Source organism: Klebsiella sp. 141153 (assembly GCF_032601995.1).
Lineage (GTDB): Bacteria > Pseudomonadota > Gammaproteobacteria > Enterobacterales > Enterobacteriaceae > Klebsiella > Klebsiella aerogenes.
Genome location: NZ_JAQIRJ010000005.1, coordinates 385,739 through 405,880 on the forward strand (window position 1 = coordinate 385,739; position 20,142 = coordinate 405,880).

Here is a 20,142-nt window from a genome sequence, read left to right on the forward strand (position 1 = left end):
GCCATCTGCACCTTCAATCCCGACTCTCAGCATCGGGTTTATGTCAAAGATCTTATCTTTGCTCAGCGAGTTATTCTCAACAACAACTCACTTCGATAGCGTTATTTGCGTCTGTTTTTCCTATAGTGCTGGTAGTACACAAACCAGCAACCTATAGCTCCAATAACGCCACCAACAACGCTGCCTTTCAAAATTTTCACATAATCGATGGATAATAAATCCATAGACAATCCGCTAGTAATAAAATAAAACAATTTTATTACAACTTGAGTGGCAACCGTTGCAATAAATATTCCAATAGGTAAAGCAATTACTAAGTAGAGTAGGATCAAAAGCCATTTTGAGAGTGAAACTTTCATTTCTGCCCCTCCGTTACTTTTCCTGCTTGATCATTGCCATACTCTGTTGTGACTGAACCAGTTATGTTGCCAGCAACGCCGGGCACTGGATTAATCGGCAGTGGTTTTGATATTCCCATCCCGACATCTGTCCAGATCCAGTCTTTCCATGGTTTCATTGGATTAAGGACTTTATCAAATGGCAATTCAACCAATTTACCTGCGCCATAACCCAACCCAGATGCTATGCCGCTGATTGTTCCACCTTTCCACGGGTCATCACCTTTAAGGTAACTTGATGTCGCTCCACTACCAGTATTGACTGCCATTGTGCCCCATAACCCAGTTCCTGCCGTGAATGCACCTGTCCAGTAACCAAGGATTACATCATTCGGATTCACTTCACCATTAATCAGTAAGCCTACACCAGCATTTGCACTCGCACCGATCAGACTAGTGGTAGCAGCCATCTCGGGCAATAACGGCCAGGCAAGAGCGCTTCCTACCGCTGCCATTGCCGTTTCACAGGATACTGGAGTATTTCCACTACAAGCCTCTTTAATTGCGGCCTGAGTACCAGCCTCGTAGTTTTCTACAGTTCCCGGCTTCTGCTTATTCGCTGCGGCAAGGACACTACCCAGCGCGTTATTCTCAACAACAACTCTTTCCGACGCAGGTTGCTGCGATAAACTAGGATTTCCCTTTCCTTTCCGTGAGTTACAACCGATTTTTCCTGTTACTTTTCGCTGCCCATCGATTTTTGCCCCGACGCGCTTTTTTCGACCGTACACGGTACGGACATTGTGGGGATCCCGACGCTGGGGCCGGGATCTCAGTTAATCATCATATTGAAGGTTTATGCTTATTTTTTCTTCTGGTATATCAACGATTATTTCACAACCTATCCATGCTGGTTTCCCGTTAGTCATATTATTTTGGATGTAAAAATCCCTCATTTTAACTAACAGTAGTCTAAGATCGTGACTAGCTAACTTATCAGGAACGAACCAGTCTTCATCTCCCTCTTGATCAAGATAATCATACTCATACTCACATGACTCACCATCAAGTGATAATTTAGCACGAGCAATGATCTTCATCGCATTAGCAGGACCGGCATCCACTAATAACTGACCTATTTTATTATGCAGATCATCTAATTCGTTCATTTTACCCCTCCGGGGGTGTTGCTGATGTCTTTGATAACAGGACGGCCTCCGTCAATAGAGTATGTTACACTAAAGCTATCAGGACGCTTACTCTCCCCAGTGTAAACAGGTTCTATTTTAACATTAACTTGTTTGCCATCTTTCAAAGCATTAGCCCATGTGTTTTCCATCTGTTTCCATACACCTTTATTCAGGTTGCCATCCATAGGAACGAGATTGAGTTTTTCGCCAGGACCATTAAAAATACTGGCAATTAAATGACCACCTTCATCACCAGAGCTACCACATTTCCCGGCCTTGCATTGCTGATAAGTGTTTCTGTCGCTTTTCGAAGCAACCAGTATCCCTTCTGCTGAACTGGTTCTTCCCAATGCATCAGTCTGGAATGTTTTATTCCCATCGACCTTATAAACGGTGTTCGGTTCCGGCTTATTCATTGCCTTGTTCCAGGCTCCTTTCTTACCTGAGTCCACAACAACAATGTTTTTACCTGATGTACCCGCCCCCGGTTTTCCGCCTTTACCCATCCCGCCGGTCACGGCACCCAGTACTGCCATTGCCAGGATTTCAGACTGCTGTTTATCCATGCCATACCGGCTTTCCAGCTGGCTCGCAAACTCGGTACTGGTAACGGCACCTTCCGCTTCCATCTGCTGCGCCCAGAATGAAGAGATATCGTTCTTCATTTCTGACGGAACATCGGCATCAAACAGACTATCAAGCGCCTTGCGAACCAGCATTCCGTTGGCCGGAATATCACCGTACTTATCTTTACAGGCCTTTGGATTGGTGGAACAGACCGCAATCATTTCTTTCTGCTGATTGAGGCTCAGATCTTCCATTTCTTTCACGATCTGACCACAGTCACCACGTGCTTCACAGCCCCTGGCTTTCTCCGCAAAACTTTCTATTTGTGGAACACTGAGCGCATTATTCTCAACCGCATTCTTATCGGCACCGGCACCCTTCGCGGCCCCAGCTGTATTCCCTGTAGCGATCCCTCCTGCCATACCCGCAGATATGCTCGCCAGCGCACTGACTGTCTGCTTCTGTTCTTCAGAAAGTTTATCTACATTAGGGTAGAGCATATTGGCAATAGCACGTGCCGCCAGCTCTCCGCCCCCTGCACCAATCGCACCTGCCGCTGCGCTATTTCCCTGAAGCGCAGCAACCGCACCTCCAAGGATCGCGTGTGCTATAGAATTGACAGCAGGGTTATCTTCTGTCGATTTCAGCAGATGCGCCAGCTCCGGTGCTGAAGCCCCCGCCAGTGCACCCGCTAAATTACCGCCCGCTAGCCCCTGAAGCGCTGCAGTTGCTGCCTGGATGCCGCGCTGAATGTCGCTGCCGGTGCCATACTTTTCCTGTTCCTTTTTGTATTCCGGCGTATCACGCAGTTTTGCCAGATATGCCTGCCGCTGTTCTTCCGTCGCATCCGCCGGTACAGGCCCGTATTTATCCTGCGCAGCCTTCAGCGCACTCAGCTCACCCTGCGTCCGCGCGATATCCGCCACCTGACCGCCGATATCGCTGATCATCCCGATTTCCTTCAGACGGTTCTGCTCCTTCTCCTTGTCGAAGATTGGGCTGATGCTGTCGTTGGCATGTTCGGTGTCGCGGCTCAGGTTCGCCACATCCTGCTTCTGATTATCCTTGTCGCGAATGATGATGGTGCCGTCAGCCACAGCGGCCTGAGTCGTGCCTTCGGCATGCCCACTGTTGCCCGCCGCCGCAATCATCCCGCCCGGCATATTGCCCTTGAACTGGTCGCCGAAGCTGCCCGCGCCGCTGATACTGATGCCTGAGTGCTGGGTTTTGAAGTCCGCTTCGTTGTGCAGGTCGCTGAAGCCCAGCGTACCGGTATCGAGGCTGTTTTTGTCCGCCGTGGCCGTGGAGGCAATCAGGTCTGCGCCGCCGATGTGCGCCTGGTTTCCGGCAGCGATAACCACGTTACCGCCCGTAGATCCGATGGTGCTGAAGCTCTGGCTCTGCGTGGTGCCCGCCTCGCGTAAATCGTGGGTAGCTTTGCTACTGCCGATACTGATCCCGATACCGCCGGTGTCCATCAGACCGGATTTTTTCTCTTCCTTAGCCCCAGCCGGCGCCTGAACGGCAACTAGCTGGCAGAAGCGGGATTCAGCACCGATACGCCGGTGATGGTCAGCGTGGAACAGGGACGACTGGTGATCGAGCCAGTCAGGGGCTGACGGGTAAAAAGATCCCGGCGTGGTGGCCGGGATTATTTATAGATTTAAGGTTATTATTTTTCTGGATTTATATATGTATACCTACTATCTATTTCCAGACCAAGATCATTCGCTATTTTAAGCACCTGTGTGTACTCATCTTTACTGATCACAACATCATGATCAGCGATGTGATCACATAGCGTTTCGAACGCTAATACATTCTCTGAGAACCCAATATAATCAAGAGCAAAGTCAACTAACGAAGGTTCCAGCCGATCCTTTAATCCTTCACCTAATGATCTAATTTTGTCATTAATATCCATTACACCCACACTATTTCTAAATAGGTTTTAAAGTTGGAGGAGTCGGATTACTATCCGGGAACGCCGTTACTATTTTACCACTAGCTGGCTCGTATACCACACGAACTCTAACACCACCTCGTTCTTCCCAAGCAACCCATCTTGCCGGTCTTCCTGCGTTTGTATACGCTCCGCCAGTTCCTGTCTGGGCAAACCATTGAGTATCGGGTGAAGTAGCTATGTCGCCCACAACATGGACAACCTTGTCTGCTGACCAGCTTTGAGGAAAGACGCTTTTTCCTGGATTCCCAGGACAGCCGGGCCGTGCATAACGCGATATTTTTGCGCGGCGAGTGGATACCGCAGGCGGGATTTACTGACGGGATGCCGATCCGGACCCGGGTGACGCCGGACTGCATCATCATCACCGCCCAGAACACCCGCGAGCTGTACGGCTGCGCCGAAGGCTTAAGCGTCGCGGGCGTCAACCGGGCAAAGATGCTTCAGTGGCTGAAGACCTTCCCCGGCGCGCTTAACGACACCGGCGATCTGCCGGTGATCAAGCGTGGCAAGGGACATTTTTCGGGAGCATAGCCGCTGATAACACGATCCCGGCGCTGGGGCCGGGATCGTCATGTTATATAGTCAGCTTATTCCACTCATGAGATATTTTCAGGTGAGATATAAATAACTCCTTTTATATCATCTGGTAATACACTATATCTCAACGGGTATAGAGGTTTTGATATTAACTTATACTCGCCATTCCTATAGTCATAACTAAATAATCCTTTACGTGACATTTCTATGAATGACTTCAAATAACGAGAGCGCTGTTCCTCATCTGAAAAATCAGGAAGATTGTATTCAATAACCTCGACGTCAGATAAAGGCTCCAGAGAATAGAAGTAATCATAAATTAATTCATAATTATCAATAGATTCTTTAATTTTATCTGGAACTGGGCCTTTCCCACCAGTTGCAAAGTGAGCTAAAAAGCCATCCTGACCGGATAAAAACCAGTCCAAATCATTTTCTAAAAAATCATCATCCATATACATCATTATTCAGCACCAAATATGTTTTTACAGTTTTCACAACGAGGAACCACTTCTCCGGTTCTTGGTCGAATCGCAGGAGTGAACTGAATATCTTTAAGTTTTAAACTTGGATTTGCCAATAAAAGCTCATTTGCTGCTCTAAACTCCGCACAACGGCCTAATGTATTTCCACACGCAGTTTTTACTCCCAACCCGCCTAACTTATCAGCATAGGCCTGCAACTCTGGAGCAACTACGGTAGGTACAGCGCCATTAGATGTCGTCACTATTTTTCCTGTTAGAGGATCAACGGCACCAATTGCTGTCGCTGGTTTGTACTTGCTACCCGCAAAAGAATTTACATATTTATCTAATTGCTTGCTGGCATCATTAAGAAGTGCAGTTTCGCTTTTAGCAAGATTTTTCCCCGCCTGTTCACCTCCCTTAACAATACTATCAATAGCCGACGAACCAGACTTACCCGTAGCCGCTGTTCCCTGAGAAGCCTTTCCGTTTCCTGATGATGGTTTATCTAGTGTAAACGCCACAATCACCGACGCAAGAACCGCTTTGCTCAGGTTGTTCTTGTGCAGCTCTGTATTATTCGCCACCGGTTCAAGTTCAGAGATCGAATAAGCAACCAGTCCCTGACACTGAGTATTACACTCCGGCGAGGCTTGTAGAACTTTCAGTTTCTCCAGCTCTGCTTTCTGCTCATTAACCGGGATAGCTGTAGCAAGGGCTTGTTTTTGCTTATCTGCATCCAGCTTTTTCAGGTCAGACAGTAGCTGTTCTCTCTCGGCCTCCGTCTTCGCATTTGCGTACTTTTCGGTGAAGGTCGTGATGTCCTTATCACCCAAAAAGTTATTCTCCACCGCATTCTTACCGGCACCGGCACCCGTCGCGGCCCCAACTGTATTCCCTGTAGCGATCCCTCCAGCCATACCCGCAGATATGCTCGCCAGCGCACTGACTGTCTGCTTCTGTTCTTCAGAAAGTTTATCTACATTAGGGTAGAGCATATTGGCGATAGCACGTGCCGCCAGCTCTCCGCCCCCTGCACCAATCGCGCCCGCTGCCGCGCTATTTCCCTGAAGCGCAGCAACCGCACCTCCAAGGATCGCGTGTGCTATGGCATTGACAGCAGGGTTATCTTCTGTCGATTTCAGCAGATGCGCCAGCTCCGGTGCTGAAGCCCCCGCCAGTGCACCCGCTAAATTACCGCCCGCGAGCCCCTGAAGCGCTGCAGTTGCTGCCTGGATGCCGCGCTGAATGTCGCTGCCGGTGCCATACTTTTCCTGTTCCTTTTTGTATTCCGGCGTATCACGCAGTTTTGCCAGATATGCCTGCCGCTGTTCTTCCGTCGCATCCGCAGGAACAGGCCCGTATTTATCCTGCGCAGCCTTCAGCGCATTCAATTCCCCCTGCGTCCGCGCGATATCCGCCACCTGACCGCCGATATCGCTGATCATCCCGATTTCCTTCAGACGGTTCTGCTCCTTCTCCTTGTCGAAGATCGGGCTGATGCTGTCGTTGGCATGTTCGGTGTCGCGGCTCAGGTTCGCCACATCCTGCTTCTGATTATCCTTGTCGCGAATGGTGATGGTGCCGTCAGCCACAGCGGCCTGAGTCGTGCCTTCGGCATGCCCACTGTTGCCCGCCGCCGCAATTATCCCGCCCGGCATATTGCCCTTGAACTGGTCGCCGAAGCTGCCCGCGCCGCTGATACTGATGCCTGAGTGCTGGGTTTTGAAGTCCGCTTCGTTGTGCAGGTCGCTGAAGCCCAGCGTGCCGGTATCGAGGCTGTTTTTGTCCGCCGTGGCCGTGGAGGCAATCACTGCGCCATCCAGTTGGGTATGGTTGCCCGCGGTGATATCAAAGCCGCCATCACCGGCGAACATCCCGGTTTGTTCGGCAACAGAGTCAAAGCGGCTCTTCATCTTGTCCTGGGAGGCAGAGATATAGCCGGAGCCCGTCATGCTGCCGAAGGTGAAGCTGCCGCCCGCCGCCACGCTGCTCTGCTTGCTGTCGTATTTGTTGCTGTCCTGCTGGCTGCTCAACAGCAGGTCGTGCCCCACATTGGCGACAATTTTATTGCCGCTAACCTGTGCCCCATTGAGCACGGTGTCATTCCCGCTCTTAATGGTGACGGTCTTGCCGCTGTCGATGGTGGTTTCAGTCCAGTCGGTACCGTTGCCTTTATCTTTGCCATTGGCTGCGTTGACATTGGCAAACACGCTGATACCGGCGCCTTTACCTGCACCAATACTTACGCCGACACCGCCTCCGCTGCTGCTGTTCTTGCCGCTGGACTGTTGAGTGTTAGCAGCCCCACTGAGAATGACGTCATGCCTGGCGTCCAGCAGCGTGTCGCCGCCCGCTTTCACCTGGCTTCCGGCAATAACGATATCGCCGCTGTTCGGGCCCTTACCTTTTCCATTCGCGGTAATGGAGAGATTGTTGCCTGCATTCAGCGTGCTGCCCGTTATCGTATCGCTCTCAGCGTGCTGCTGCGATTTGGATTTCTGCGTGGTCAGCGAGAGGCTGACGCCCATCGCGTTCGGGTCGGCCGTCAGGTCAGCCGCCTCAGCCGCCTGTCCGGCCTGCACACCGGAGAGCACAGTTTTAGTGGCCTGAAGCGCTTTGAGCCGTCCGTCACTTTCCTCTTTGGTATCCTGTGCCGCCGTAACCGCATTATTAATCGCGCTGCCGACAGTGCCCGAAAGCGCCAGCGTCAGCCCACTTTTCTTCTGCTCGAAAGTTTCATCGCGGGTACGTTTGTCGTGGCCCGGGTCGATGATGACGCTACTGCCGCTGAGACTCATGTCCTTACCGGCAATCAGGTCTGCGCCGCCGATGTGCGCCTGGTTTCCGGCAGCGATAACCACGTTACCGCCCGTAGATCCGACGGTGCTGAAGCTCTGGCTTTGCGTGGTGCCCGCCTCGCGTAAATCGTGGGTAGTCTTGCTACTGCCGATACTGATCCCGATCCCCCCGGTGCCCATCAGGCCGGATTTTTTCTCTTCCTTAAAGCGCCAGGAGGTATCCGTGTTGGTCGCGGCCACGATATCGACGTTATTACCTGCGTCGAGCGCCACGCTGTTATCGCCCACTACGGAGGAGCCTTTCACCAGCAGGTTGTTGCCCGCCTGCACGGTGACGCTGTCGCCGGAAAGCAAGGTACCTGCTTCACGGGTCGCACTGTCTTCCTCGATGGTGTGAGTCGTTTTCTTGCTAAGAAACCCTTTTTTGGTCTTTGTCTCTTCCCTGTAGTGGTAATCACTTTCCGTCGCCGTGGTCAGGTTCACATCGCGGCCTGCCGCCACGCCGATATCCCCGCTGGCGGTCACCTGCGCCGCTTCGGCGTTGACGTCGCGTCCGGCGACGATGGTGGTGTTGCCGGAGCTGGCGATTTCGGTCCCCTGCTGGCGCACGGATTCATCGATAACGGTTTTCTTTTTCGAGTGTGAGCTGCTGCCGGTCACAGACTCTTCCGCCAGCAGATTAACGTCGCGCCCGGCCTGGATCCCGACATTCCCTTCCGCCGCGATGCCTGCCGCCTGGCTGGTCACGTCCCGTCCGGCAACCAGCGTTACGTTGTCGCCCGCTGAGATCGTTGTTCTGTCGGCGCTGCTCTGATGACTTTCACTGCCGCCCGTGCGGCTGGTCTGCCCGCTGTCCGCCGCGTTCAGGTTCAGATCATTTTCCGCCACCAGCTGCGCGGTTTTACCCGCATTGATAGCGCTCGCCGTCACGTTCAGATCGTTGCCCGCCTGCATTACCGCGTTACCGCCCGCCGTAATGCTGCTACCCTGATTTGAGGTGGAGGATGTACTGGTGTTTTTCTGGCCCCAAACACCTGATCGGCTGCTGCTGTCGGTTATCTGGTTAGCGGCGATATTGATGCTATTGCCGGCATCCATGGCGAGGTCACCGCCCGCGTTTACTTTCGCGCCGGTGATATTGATGTCGTTCGCCGCTGCCATATAAAGACCATCGCTGGCGCTGATGGAGGCGGTTTGTCCGACATCGGTGCCACTTATGTGGACACTTTCGCGACGGCTGTCACCGCCCACGCTCCACTGCTGCGTACGGGTGATGTTGTTGATGCTGCCATCGGTGCTTTCCAGTTGTACCGTCTTACCGCTGATGACGGAGCCGATATTATTAATATCGGCCAGCGCGCTCAGGTCCAGCCCGCCGCCAGCCCGGATGAGACCCGCGTTGAGGTTGTTAATGCTGTTGCTGCTGTCGATGGTAAGGCCATTCTGCGCCAGCAGAGCACTGCCGCTGTTGGTAACGTTATCGCCCGCTAACTGCACGTTATTGCCGCTAATCACGCTACCGCTCTGCACCGTCACATCTTTTGGCGACAGATAGACTTTTGGCACCATCACCGTCTGTCCGTTAATCGTGGCGGTTTCATACCAGAGAATACTGTGGTCGAGCGCCGCCACCTGGTCGGCGGTCAACGCCACGCCAAACGTCAGACCGAGCGAGCGTTGCGCGCTGGCGGCGTTGTCCATCAGGTAACGCATCTGGTCGAGGTCTGACCCCAGCCCATTGATGTAGCGCTGCCCGGTCTGGTTCAGTACATAGTTTGACGCATAGCGGGTATCAAACGCCGCGTCGCCAAGGAAGCGGTAGTCCTTGTCCGGATTCAGGTTGAGGCGGCCAAGCATGTACGAAGAACCGAGGAACTGACTGACATCGGTATACTGGCTACCCGTCTCACGTGGGGCCGTGCCCGGGTTCATGCCGAGCAGGTTGTACAGGTCGCCAAACAACGACGGATCGAGCTGACCCAGACCGTCGAGTTTTGGGTTAACGGTGATGAGATACGGGCTGTCCGGATCGGTCGACGGCACAAAGTAGCCATTATTACCGGAAGGCAGTGGGTAGTTGCTATCCATGCCGCCGGGGGCGAGTACGGTACCTTCGCCGATAGTTTGGCTGGCGGTACTGTCTTTCCAGTCTGGAGCGGTGATAGCCGGGGTTGCAGCCTCCATAAGCGCCTGCTGGCTCGCGTCGCTACCGATGCTTTGCGCTGAAGGCGTATTCAGGTTTGGGGCAACGATGGTGTTGCTGATCTTGTCGGCATTAGACATCGTATTGGTATTGCTGATGTCACTGTTGAAGTTGGCTGAGACGTTGCCGCCCGCCTGAATAACCGCGCGGTAAATTTCGCCGAGCTCTGTACTTGAATCATGTCCTTTAAGCGTAAACGCAATGGACGTGCTTTCAGGCATAACATCATGATACTTATTTCCGTCCGTCGGATAACGCCCCCCCGGCTCGACTGCGTATCCATATCCGCGTGAATCGTACTGATAGACGAACCAGTCAGTAACTGTACCTGACTGCCAACTCTGGTTATTAAGGGTGCCCCCGGTCAGACTGACATTACCATTCGCCAAAATATTACTGGCAAAATTCTCCAGTGAGCCTGCATCGATCGTGAGATTTTTGCCGGAGCCAATTCTGGATGCTCCGCCGTTGCTGGTAACGTCAGTTCGCGTCTGACTACTGATGAACTTTTGCTCTGCCGAACCGGCATACATTGCATAGTAAAACTGATTCCAGTGGACATAGTTACAGGCTCCATGGCCGTTACATGGCCCCACCTGTCTTTCTGCCACCCGGCTGGTCATTCCATAAGTACCGTCGGCAAGCTGGCTGATATCGACGTTAATCATCGAATTCCCCATCCCCGGAATACTCTGTCCACCATCGATATGCGTTGTTTTTGTCGTTAGCCCATCCCGCGTATTCAGCAAATGCCCGGTCTTGATGGTGATATCACCGTTAATAGTCTCAATATTACCGGAGCTATTAATCACTTCGGCATTCGCCGCGCCGCTGGCGTCTTTCTGCATCACCAGGTTATTGCCTGCCAGCATATCGCCATGCAGGTTCTGGATGCTGTTGGCGTAAAGGGCGAGATTATTACCCGCATACAGCAGGGCGGTGTTGACGATCGCACCTGTCGCGTTCAGGAGCAGATTGCCCGCCGTGCCGGTAAAACCGTCGAGGATGATACTGCCCCGGCTGGCCAGGCTGACGTCCCCGCCCGCCTGCAGAGTGCCGCTGGCGTTCATGGCAATCTGGCTGCCGGAAAGCGAAGCGGTACCACCGCCTGCCGTAAGCTGGCCGTTATTCGTCAGCTTACCCGCCGCGTCCAGGGTAATGCCGTCACCCTGCAGGGTGGCATTGTTGGTGATATCCCCCCGGGTACTGACAGAAAGCTGTTTGTTCGAGGCCACCACCCCCTGTGACGTCCAGCTGTTGACCAGCTTCAGCGTCAGGTTACCGAGCGCCACAATCTGGCCCGCGCCGCTGAGGGAGACCGTTTCGGCCAGCAGGTCACCGCCGCTGAACAATTTGCCATTCTCATTATTGATGGTGCTGGCGTTGATGCTCAGCCCCTGATTACCCAGCAGCGTGCCGCCGTTGTTGACGAATTGCGCGTTTACGTTCAGCTGTGCGGCCTGGAAGGTACCGCTGTTGGTCAAACTGTCACCTGTGAGCGTCGCCTGGTTCGCCGCCAGCACGGTACCGCTGCTGGCAAACTTCGCCACGTTCAGCACCAGGTTCGTGGCCTGTAGCCAGCCGCTGCCGCTGTAGTCCGGCGTGGTGAATACCAGGCCACCGCCGGAGAGAATTTTGCCGTCGTTGCGGGCCTGCGTTGCCGCGCTGAGCGTGGTTTTACCGTTGCCCTGAATCGTGCCGTCATTCATGAGCGATGGCGCAGTGATGCTGAGCGCGTCCTGGCTGAGGATAACGCCGTTCGTCTGGTTGGTGAGTGCGTTCAGCAGAGTGAGCGTCAGAGCGCTATCGCCCTGAATGCGACCGCTGTTGATCAGTGTACTGGCGCTGAGTTGGGTATCAGCCCCCTGAAGCTGCCCGCTGTTGCTGATGTTACCGGCTTTCAGCGCCAGCTTACCGCCAGTCAGCAGTTTGCCCTGCTGCTGCAGGCCGCCATGCAGCGTGACGCTCAGGCCGTTAACACCGCTGATTTCACCGTCGTTGCTGAGCGAATTCCCTTCCACCTCCAGCGTTTTCGCACTGATAAGCCCTTGGTTGCTCAACGCCTTACCGGTCAGGCGAGCATCGCCCAGGGCGGTGATTTTACTGCCGGTAACGGCAGTGATGTCATCGCTCAGGGTCAGCGCTAAATCGATCGCGCTCTGGATGGCCCCGTGGTTAGTCAGCCGGGCGCCATCAAGAATGATGTTCTGCCCCTGTATTCGTCCGCCGTTGGTGATATCGCCGGCGGAGAGAGTCAGCTCACCTTGACTCAGTAAATCGCCAGTATTAGCGAATGCGCCAGCGCTGTTCAGCGTCAGCGCGTTCAGCCCGATAATGGTCCCCTGGTTACTGATATCGTCCTGGGTCAGGCTCAGGGTTTTCCCCTGAAGCGTACCATTGCTGCTGATCTGGTTACCGCTAAGCGCCATGTCGCCGGATGCAAGCAGGCGACCATGGTTCGTCAGCGCCGGCGCAGCCAGGGCGAAACGCCCCTGACTCATCAGGTCGCCGTTATTGTTCAAGGAAGCGGTGAGCGTGCCTTCAAGTTCGCCCGTTGCCAACGCCGATCCGCTGTGGATCCAGCGGTCTGCATCAACCGAGACATCCCTGCCCTGGGTTATCCCGCCGGTGACCAGCGTGTTGCCATCAAGGGATAAATGACCCGCCGTCAGCCAGCGTCCGTTTGCCCCCTGCGAAAGGCTGTCGCCGGAAAGGGTCAGTGCGTGACGGCCCTGAAGCAGGCCGTCACTGCTCAGCGTGGTCGCCTGAATATCCAGCGTGTCAGCGATGATTTTGCCTGAATGACTTAGCACGTCCGCCGTCATTATCAGACCGCTGTCACTGCTAATAAGTCCGCTGTTGCGAATATCCGGCACAGACAGCGCCAGGTTTGCCGCGCTGTACAGCGTGCCGTTCAGCTGGTTGTCCAGCGCTTGCGTGTTAATCAGCAGTGCGCTGGCGCCCTGGATCAGCCCGCTGTTGGTCAGGGTTTGCGACTGCGTGTTCATGCTGGAAGCAACGAGTACGCCGCTATTGGTCAGCGCAGGCGCATTCAGGTTGATTTCGGCCGCGCTGCTTTTGCCGCTGTGGTTGAGCTTTTCGCGGGCATTCACCGTCATGGTTTTTTGTGCCGCCTGCGTGCCCGAAAGCACCATTTCCCGCGCGCTGAGGCTGAGATTATTACCGCTTTGAAGTTGCCCGCCCGCCGCGGTAGCAAGCCTGTCGCCCTGCAGCAGAAGATCGCTTCCGGCGCTGGTTTCACCGTCCAACGTCGCCGTGGCGGTATTCAGCGTCATGGCGGCATCGCTGTGGATCAGCGAATTTTTGCCGGAGGTCAGATTCTGCGTAGCGATCGTCAGCCCCTGGGCACCGGACAGCACGCCGTTCTGCGTCACATCCTGCGCCTTCAATGCCAGCACCGCATCGCTCACCAGCGAGCCCGTGTTGATAAGCTTCCCGCTGGCGGTGATGTCCGCTTTTCCCTTCGCGCCGATACTGCCGCTTTGGGTAAAATCGTGAGTATTGACGGTCAGGTCGCTACCGCTCAGCAGCGAACCGGCATTGCTGAGCGTAGAGCTGCCCACGTTCAGGGAAGCGCCCTGAACGGAACCGCTATTATTCAGCGCGCTGGCATTCAGCTGAGCGCTGTTACGCGCCAGCAGCTTGCCCCCTACCGTCAGGGTGTTGCTGCTTACCGTCAGGTTTTGCCCGGCTATCATCTGCCCTTGCGTTTTCAGCGTATCGCTGGCTTTAGCCTCGATATGGCGGGCGGCGTTAATCTGGCTGGAGGTATCCTGGCTAATATTTTTCGCGGTAAGCGTCGTATCGCGTCCGGCAGTCAGCTTTTCATTAGCGTTTGAAATCGCGCCATTGGCAGTCAGTACCAGGTCGCCGTCGCTATTGAGTGAACCGTTGCTCAGGGCAATGTCGCCCTGGCTGCTCAGCGACATATTGCCGCTGGCTTTGTGATCGCCCGTCAGGGTCAGGTTTTCACCTTTAGCGGACAGCGCACCGCCGGCGAGGCTTTGGTGTACGCTGAGACTGCCGCTGGCATCCAGGGTGATATCGCCCTGGCGCGCGTTAAGATTGCCGAGGTTAACCCCGACACCTTTCTCACTCGACACCATCCGGATCCGATTGGCGTACATACCGCCAAGTGCGCCGGTATCGACCGCCACCGATGGCGCTTTACCTTCTCCCAGCTGCGCCTGTACGCTGCCGTCTGTACCAACGCGGTTGGCCCCGGCCACCACGTTTAAATCCTTAGCATGAATGGCGGCATTCACTTCGGTTGCGCGTGAAATGATCGACAACGCATCGCTGCCGCTGGCATCAAGCCCCTGCCCCTCAATGGTGATGCTGCCTTTTTTCACGTCCAGCGCCTGTAAATTGCCGCTGGCGTCAAAAACAGGTTTTCCCGTGGTCAGCGTTGCCTGGGGGGTATTGATAAACCCGCAGCCATTACAGGTGATGCCATACGGGTTAGCGACCATGACATTCGCCGCTTTGCCCGCAACTTCCGTATACCCCTGCAGATGTGAGCGGTTGCCGCCGGTCACTTCGTTGATGATGCCCTTTGCTTCTTTGCCCGCTTTCAGGTTGGCGTTACCGTTAATCAACCCGCCAAGCTGCGTCTGATTGAGCTTACCCGTGGCGTTATTGAGGATCAGTCCCTCTTTGCCGACGTTGTAATCCTTAAACCGGTTGTGCGAAATTCCGGCCCCGTTCGGTGTGGCAATATTCACGACCGGCACGCCATTCGCCGCTTTATCCGTGGAGGTATTGCCCGTTGGCGTCAGCGTGGCGGAAATCGCAGGTAGCAAAGGTTGTCCGGCGAGCAGGACGCTTAATACATAGCTGAGCACGCGGTAGGCAAAGCGGACGGGAGGCTGTTTCATGGCGATAATCCCTTAAAACGCGACGGCAACGCGATAGTAAATATTGACGTGATCCGGGCCAAGCCAGTCCGGGTAAACAAGGGGCAGTCCGACGGTAAACGCGGTGGAAACGTGGCCATTGGCGGTATTGAGCCCAACAGCCGTGCCCCACAGAGTGCCAGCTGAATAGCGATCCAGCTTGTCGGAATGCAGCCAGCCGCCATCAACAGCAGCCAGCGCGCTGACCTGGCCTATCACCGGCAGTATGAACAGGGTGTAGTTGAGCTCATTTCGCCAGTACGCGCCGTTATCGCCGGAGATACTTTGTTCTTTAAACCCGCGCACCGAGCTTTCGCCGCCGATGGTCATGCGTTCGCTACCGTAGAGGCGGTCCGGTGACCACTGCCCGTAGGCGCTCGCCAGCCACCACAAGTTTTCAGCTACCGGGCGCTGGAAGCTGGCGTTCAGGCTCCATTTACGGAACTGCGCTTTCGGTAAATCACCATTTTTACTGCCGTCGCTGTCGGCATCCAGCCATGGCATACCGCGGCTGAAGGTAGGGTTAAACGTGGCTATGCCACCAAATATTTTCTGAGTATGGTTCAGGCCAAACAGCAGGCTGGTCAGTTTGCGACTGCTGCTTTGCAACAGGACATCGTCCAGATAATTATGATTGATGCGATGGCTCAGGCCCAGGGAGATACCCGTCTTGATATTACCGTTGCGGAACAGCACGTGTGACAGATTCACCCGGTGTGTTTCGGTATCGCCGGTCGAACGCCAGCGGTAGCCGTTGTTATCGATGGTGCTGAGATAGTTGTTCCAGCTGTAGCTATAGTCCAGCAGGCTGTAGCCGTAGGGCACGCTGACGCCCGCAGCAAAATTTTGTGCATCTTTTGTATTCGAAAACGCGCTGCTGCGTCCACCGTAAACAAACCAGTTATCGGCCAGACCTAACAGGTTGTTACCGCTCAGCCCTGCGTTAATTTGCCCGACGCCCGTATTCTTCTGGCCGCTATTATCAAAACTGACTGAGCCGGAAAGAGGAAATTCTGGCGTGGCGGTCAAATGAACAATCGACCATCCCTGCTTATCGCCCGGTAATATTTCAATCTGCACCGGCGTGGTACGGGTGCGGTTAATTTGCTCCATACCCTGTTCAATATCACGCAGATTTAGAATACGCCCTTCCAGCCCTGGAAAGGTCATTTTCAGCTCACGCTCGGGCGCGCCATCCATGTGTATTTTCTCCAGCCGACCTTCCAGAATAGCCAGATGCAGCTCACCAGAACGTAAATTCTGTTCCGTCAGAAAAGCACGGCTGGTTATATATCCGCGGCTGATATACCAGTCCGAAACTGTATTAGTAAGCTGATTAATACGGGCCATATTCAGGCATTGGTTCACCCAGGGCGCAAGGAGTTTTCGCTGCCTGCGATCATCAATAAGGGTGGTCCCTTCCAACACAATGCGATTGATGGTGAAACATGGCCCGGATGCTGGCACAGGCGGTTCAGCCGGAGAGGGGCGAGCCAGCGGCGCTGTGCGCTCCAGCGATTCACGCTGCTGTTGGTTCTGAAGAAGCAATTGCTGCTGCTGCTGTTCGATGCTGTTGCGGTCTGCTGGCGATAACGGGGCTGCGAAAACTGGCTGACTCAGAACCAGCAATATCCCTGCCAGATATAAAACCTTCATCCCTGTTCCTGTATGCCTTTGTTATTTACGTTATGATTGTATTTTGTGACATTAACTTACATTTCTGGTCACATTACACCCAATGGCGGATGAATAAAACAGCAAGAGCGCAAACTTGTACTATTTTCAGAATATTGCAGTCTTTTCTCAGAACTATTCTTAATAAAAATAAAAACGGGTTATTGAAAACGGAATATATTCGGGACAGAGCCGAAATGAAGGGGCATGAACAGAATGAATATATCGACAGGTCGTCACTTCTGAAGCGACCGGCAAATATCAACCTGGTCACTTCCATAAATCAGGTAAAGCAAGTGCTATGAAAATGGGAACGTTGTGATTAACGGCTTTCAGATGAGGCGGCCTATCTTAAACAGCCAAAGCGGGTCGATACACTGAATGCTCTGCTGGAGGCCATATTAGAAAGCGTTAGAAAGCAAAAAGGCCATGCTAATGAATAGCATGGCCTCGAATAGTGGCGGAACGGACGGGACTCGAACCCGCGACCCCCTGCGTGACAGGCAGGTATTCTAACCGACTGAACTACCGCTCCGCGTTGTTGTTCCGTTGGGAACGAGGCGAATATTACGGTTTCCCTACATCGTCGTCAACGCTTTTTCTTCACTTTTGAATCGTTTGCTGCAAAATTAGCCCACCCGCCTATTTTTAGCGCATATTGTCGGCAATCAGGCGCGCCACAGGCAGCTTCCGCCCTTCTTCTGCACCAGATCGAGACGCGATTCATGGTCCGCCAGCTCGCTGTCAGAAGCATAAACCACGCGTAATTTACTGGCGGCGCGGACAACGCGCTGTATTCCAATATCGCCGGCCTGCTGTTGGCCTTCCCCTTCCATCGAAAACGCCATGCTGGTCTGCCCGCCGGTCATCATCAGATAGACGTCAGCCAGAATCTGGGCATCGAGCAACGCCCCGTGCAGCGTACGCTTGCTGTTGTCTATTTCATAACGTGAACAGAGCGCATCGAGGCTGTTACGCTTGCCGGGGAACATCTTGCGCGCCAGCGCCAGGCTATCGGTGACCTTACAAAAGGTTTCCGTTTTCTCAATGCCGCGGTTCAGCTTTTTGAATTCATAATCCATAAAGCCGATATCGAACGATGCGTTATGGATGACCAGCTCCGCGCCGCGGATATACTCCATGAACTCATCGGCAACGTCGGCAAATGTCGGCTTATCCATGAGGAACTCATCGGCAATACCGTGAACGCCGAAGGCCTCCGGGTCCACCAGCCGATCGGGCTTCAGATAAACATGGAAGTTATTACCGGTGAGGCGACGGTTGATCACCTCTACGGCGCCGATCTCGATGATCTTATGCCCTTCATAATGGGCGCCGATCTGGTTCATACCGGTGGTTTCGGTATCGAGAACAATCTGTCGTGTAATTGCAGTGCTCATAGCGGTCATTTATGTCAGACTTGTCGTTTACATATCGATTTCAATTACAGGAAGTCTACCAGAGATGCTCAAACAGGTAGAAATTTTCACCGATGGTTCTTGCCTGGGGAATCCAGGGCCTGGCGGCTACGGCGCTATTATGCGCTATCGCCAGCATGAAAAAACCTACAGCGCGGGCTACCGCCTGACGACTAACAACCGCATGGAACTGATGGCTGCCATCGTCGCTCTCGAAGCGCTTAAAGAGCATTGCGAAGTGGTGCTAAGCACCGATAGCCAGTACGTCCGCCAGGGGATAACCCAGTGGATCCATAACTGGAAAAAACGCGGCTGGAAAACCGCGGACAAAAAGCCGGTTAAAAATGTCGATCTGTGGAAACGTCTTGATGCCGCTCTCGGCCAGCATCAAATTAAGTGGGAATGGGTCAAAGGCCATGCCGGGCACCCAGAAAACGAACGCTGTGACGAACTCGCGCGCGCTGCGGCGTCTAACCCCACGCTGGACGACGTCGGCTACCAGCCGGAAAGCTAATTTCCCCCGTCGCGCCACTGCCTGGTGGCGCCAACGGCCGGACGCAGCTGCGTCTTCGCCTTCCCGGACTTCATCGGATTTAGCGTCAGCGGAATGGTTCTTTTCCGCGCGACGATCATCTGCAAACACCCCAAAGCCGGCAGATGTGTACTTAACATTTTTCCCCCCTGCTTCGACCAGGGCAGCACCTGATAGCGACCGTAGTGCAGCACTTCAAAATTGAGCAGCGCCAGCCAGTCAAGCTGTCGCGTCATGGTAAACATGCGGCTGTTATAGGGGATAGTTTTTCGCAGAATCGGCGTCACCTTGCGCAATCCGACGAGGCTCATCGGATTAAAGGCGGTCAAAATCATCCAGCCATCGTCAATCAGCACGCGGTCAGCTTCCCGCAACAGCCGGTGCGGATCGCTGCACCATGGCAAAGTATGCGCCAGTAAACAGGCATCCACAGATTTGGCGGCGAAAGGAAGATACAGCGGGTCGGCTTTGACCTGGATAGGACTTCCCCCCAGCGAAACGTTCACCTGATGGGAGATCGCGCAGGCTTCGGTATTGATTTCCGCGCTCAGATTGCCAATCTTAAGTAGATGAAAGCCATATAATTTAGCCAGCCACGGTTTCATATGCCGTTCCAGCGACTCGCGATAGTATTCACCCCACGGCATACTGGACCAATGCTCTGGAGCTGTAATTGTATGAGGTATCCTTGCCGGCTTCATCGCAACCTTCCGCAACGCTTTGAGAGGTAATTTATGAATCTTATCAGTATTCCTGCATTTCAGGACAACTACATCTGGGTTCTTAGCGACGATAGCCATCGTTGTGTGATAGTCGACCCGGGCGAAGCCGCGCCGGTACTCGCGGCCATTGAAGAAAACAACTGGCAGCCAGAAGCGATTTTGTTAACCCACCACCACCACGATCATGTTGGCGGCGTGAAAGAACTGCGGCAAAAGTTCCCGCAACTTGTGGTTTACGGGCCGGCAGAAACCCAGGATAAGGGAAGCACGGATATTGTATCTGATGGCGATAGCATTACTGTTTTGGGCCGCGAATTTTCTATTTTCTCCACTCCCGGTCACACATTAGGACATATCTGTTTCTACAGCGAACCTTATCTATTTTGTGGCGATACAATGTTTTCCGGAGGCTGTGGCAGACTGTTCGAAGGTACAGCAGACCAAATGTATCAATCATTTATGAAAATAAACGCCCTTCCCGCTGACACACTAATTTGTTGCGCACATGAGTACACTTTAGCAAACATGAAGTTTGCATTGAGTATCCTGCCAGATGATATGGATATAAAGGATTACTACCATAAAGTTAATGAGTTACGCGCAAAAAACCAAAAGACACTACCCGTTACTCTGAAAAATGAACGCCGTATAAATTTATTTTTACGTACGGATGACAATGATTTAATTAAAGAAATAGCCAAAGAAACAAATTTGCAACACTCTGCGCAGAGATTTGCATGGTTAAGGTCAAAGAAAGATGACTTCTGAGATTTAACGCTTGTCATCCTCGGCCTTCACCGTTATCCTTGCTCGT

The 20,142-nt window shown here is 53.5% G+C and carries 12 protein-coding genes, 1 tRNA gene and 4 pseudogenes; 4 read left to right on the top strand and 13 right to left on the bottom strand.

Features of this window, described 5'->3' with window-relative positions:
- Positions 1-101 precede the first annotated feature (101 nt).
- The 4 genes and pseudogenes from PGS10_RS13055 to PGS10_RS13070 all read right to left on the bottom strand — a co-directional run.
- Positions 102-359, bottom strand: a complete 258-nt coding sequence (locus PGS10_RS13055; RefSeq protein ID WP_047047390.1) for a hypothetical protein — start codon at positions 357-359, stop codon at positions 102-104.
- Complete coding sequence (locus PGS10_RS13060; protein ID WP_316423074.1) at positions 356-1,129, bottom strand: hypothetical protein; 774 nt, start codon at positions 1,127-1,129, stop codon at positions 356-358. Before PGS10_RS13060 ends, PGS10_RS13055 begins: the two co-directional genes overlap by 4 nt.
- A 45-nt stretch (positions 1,130-1,174) precedes the next feature.
- The gene (locus PGS10_RS13065) at positions 1,175-1,507 is read right to left on the bottom strand and encodes a hypothetical protein (RefSeq protein WP_047078708.1); all 333 of its coding nucleotides are present in this window, start codon (positions 1,505-1,507) and stop codon (positions 1,175-1,177) included.
- Positions 1,504-3,411, bottom strand: a pseudogene (locus PGS10_RS13070) (DNA/RNA non-specific endonuclease); the annotation flags it as partial. The gene PGS10_RS13065 and the pseudogene PGS10_RS13070, both read right to left, overlap by 4 nt.
- Before the next feature lie 216 nt (positions 3,412-3,627).
- Here PGS10_RS13070 and PGS10_RS13075 point away from each other — a divergent pair.
- Positions 3,628-3,714, top strand: coding sequence for a SymE family type I addiction module toxin (locus PGS10_RS13075; protein ID WP_074165310.1), 87 nt, complete (start codon positions 3,628-3,630; stop codon positions 3,712-3,714).
- Between the two features lie 53 nt (positions 3,715-3,767).
- On the opposite strand, the gene PGS10_RS13080 is transcribed toward PGS10_RS13075, so the two are convergent.
- Complete coding sequence (locus PGS10_RS13080) at positions 3,768-4,019, bottom strand: MafI family immunity protein (protein ID WP_045398312.1); 252 nt, start codon at positions 4,017-4,019, stop codon at positions 3,768-3,770.
- Between the two features lie 16 nt (positions 4,020-4,035).
- On the bottom strand, positions 4,036-4,371 hold the full coding sequence (locus PGS10_RS13085) for an EndoU domain-containing protein (RefSeq protein WP_316423081.1): 336 nt from the start codon (positions 4,369-4,371) through the stop codon (positions 4,036-4,038).
- On the opposite strand from PGS10_RS13085, the pseudogene PGS10_RS13090 reads away from it, so the two are divergent.
- Positions 4,335-4,592: pseudogene (locus tag PGS10_RS13090) on the top strand (SymE family type I addiction module toxin); the annotation flags it as partial. The gene PGS10_RS13085 and the pseudogene PGS10_RS13090 sit on opposite strands and share 37 nt — an antisense overlap.
- A 65-nt stretch (positions 4,593-4,657) precedes the next feature.
- On the opposite strand, the gene PGS10_RS13095 reads toward PGS10_RS13090, so the two are convergent.
- The 6 genes and pseudogenes from PGS10_RS13095 to dnaQ form a co-directional block, all read right to left on the bottom strand.
- The gene (locus tag PGS10_RS13095; RefSeq protein ID WP_072251447.1) at positions 4,658-5,053 is read right to left on the bottom strand and encodes a hypothetical protein; all 396 of its coding nucleotides are present in this window, start codon (positions 5,051-5,053) and stop codon (positions 4,658-4,660) included.
- 773 nt (positions 5,054-5,826) lie between these two features.
- Positions 5,827-9,099 (bottom strand): annotated as a pseudogene (locus PGS10_RS25085) (hemagglutinin repeat-containing protein); the annotation flags it as partial.
- Between the two features lie 762 nt (positions 9,100-9,861).
- A pseudogene (locus PGS10_RS25090) lies at positions 9,862-14,964 on the bottom strand (filamentous hemagglutinin N-terminal domain-containing protein); the annotation flags it as partial.
- Between the two features lie 12 nt (positions 14,965-14,976).
- Positions 14,977-16,638, bottom strand: a complete 1,662-nt coding sequence (locus PGS10_RS13105) for a ShlB/FhaC/HecB family hemolysin secretion/activation protein (protein ID WP_047047158.1) — start codon at positions 16,636-16,638, stop codon at positions 14,977-14,979.
- 476 nt (positions 16,639-17,114) lie between these two features.
- A tRNA-Asp gene (locus PGS10_RS13110) sits at positions 17,115-17,191 on the bottom strand.
- Between the two features lie 133 nt (positions 17,192-17,324).
- Positions 17,325-18,056 (bottom strand): DNA polymerase III subunit epsilon, encoded by a 732-nt coding sequence (gene dnaQ, locus PGS10_RS13115; protein WP_015368125.1) that lies wholly within the window; start codon positions 18,054-18,056, stop codon positions 17,325-17,327.
- 64 nt (positions 18,057-18,120) lie between these two features.
- Here dnaQ and rnhA point away from each other — a divergent pair, with 64 nt between their 5' ends.
- On the top strand, positions 18,121-18,588 hold the full coding sequence (gene rnhA, locus PGS10_RS13120) for a ribonuclease HI (protein ID WP_015368126.1): 468 nt from the start codon (positions 18,121-18,123) through the stop codon (positions 18,586-18,588).
- On the opposite strand, the gene PGS10_RS13125 is transcribed toward rnhA, so the two are convergent.
- The gene (locus tag PGS10_RS13125) at positions 18,585-19,307 is read right to left on the bottom strand and encodes a class I SAM-dependent methyltransferase (RefSeq protein WP_047047163.1); all 723 of its coding nucleotides are present in this window, start codon (positions 19,305-19,307) and stop codon (positions 18,585-18,587) included. The genes rnhA and PGS10_RS13125 overlap by 4 nt on opposite strands.
- 33 nt (positions 19,308-19,340) lie before the next feature.
- Between PGS10_RS13125 and gloB the strand changes: the two genes are divergently transcribed.
- On the top strand, positions 19,341-20,096 hold the full coding sequence (gloB, locus tag PGS10_RS13130; RefSeq protein WP_045397916.1) for a hydroxyacylglutathione hydrolase: 756 nt from the start codon (positions 19,341-19,343) through the stop codon (positions 20,094-20,096).
- The last annotated feature ends 46 nt before the right edge of the window (positions 20,097-20,142 follow it).

Excerpts from the sequence above, each read along its gene's own strand:
- PGS10_RS13055 (WP_047047390.1), bottom strand. The coding sequence starts at position 359 with ATGAAAGTTTCACTCTCAAAATGGCTTTTGATCCTACTCTACTTAGTA.
- PGS10_RS13065 (WP_047078708.1), bottom strand. The coding sequence starts at position 1,507 with ATGAACGAATTAGATGATCTGCATAATAAAATAGGTCAGTTATTAGTG.
- PGS10_RS13080 (WP_045398312.1), bottom strand. The coding sequence starts at position 4,019 with ATGGATATTAATGACAAAATTAGATCATTAGGTGAAGGATTAAAGGAT.
- PGS10_RS13095 (WP_072251447.1), bottom strand. The coding sequence starts at position 5,053 with ATGGATGATGATTTTTTAGAAAATGATTTGGACTGGTTTTTATCCGGT.
- PGS10_RS13105 (WP_047047158.1), bottom strand. The coding sequence starts at position 16,638 with ATGAAGGTTTTATATCTGGCAGGGATATTGCTGGTTCTGAGTCAGCCA.
- dnaQ (WP_015368125.1), bottom strand. The coding sequence starts at position 18,056 with ATGAGCACTGCAATTACACGACAGATTGTTCTCGATACCGAAACCACC.
- rnhA (WP_015368126.1), top strand. The coding sequence starts at position 18,121 with ATGCTCAAACAGGTAGAAATTTTCACCGATGGTTCTTGCCTGGGGAAT.
- PGS10_RS13125 (WP_047047163.1), bottom strand. The coding sequence starts at position 19,307 with ATGAAGCCGGCAAGGATACCTCATACAATTACAGCTCCAGAGCATTGG.
- gloB (WP_045397916.1), top strand. The coding sequence starts at position 19,341 with ATGAATCTTATCAGTATTCCTGCATTTCAGGACAACTACATCTGGGTT.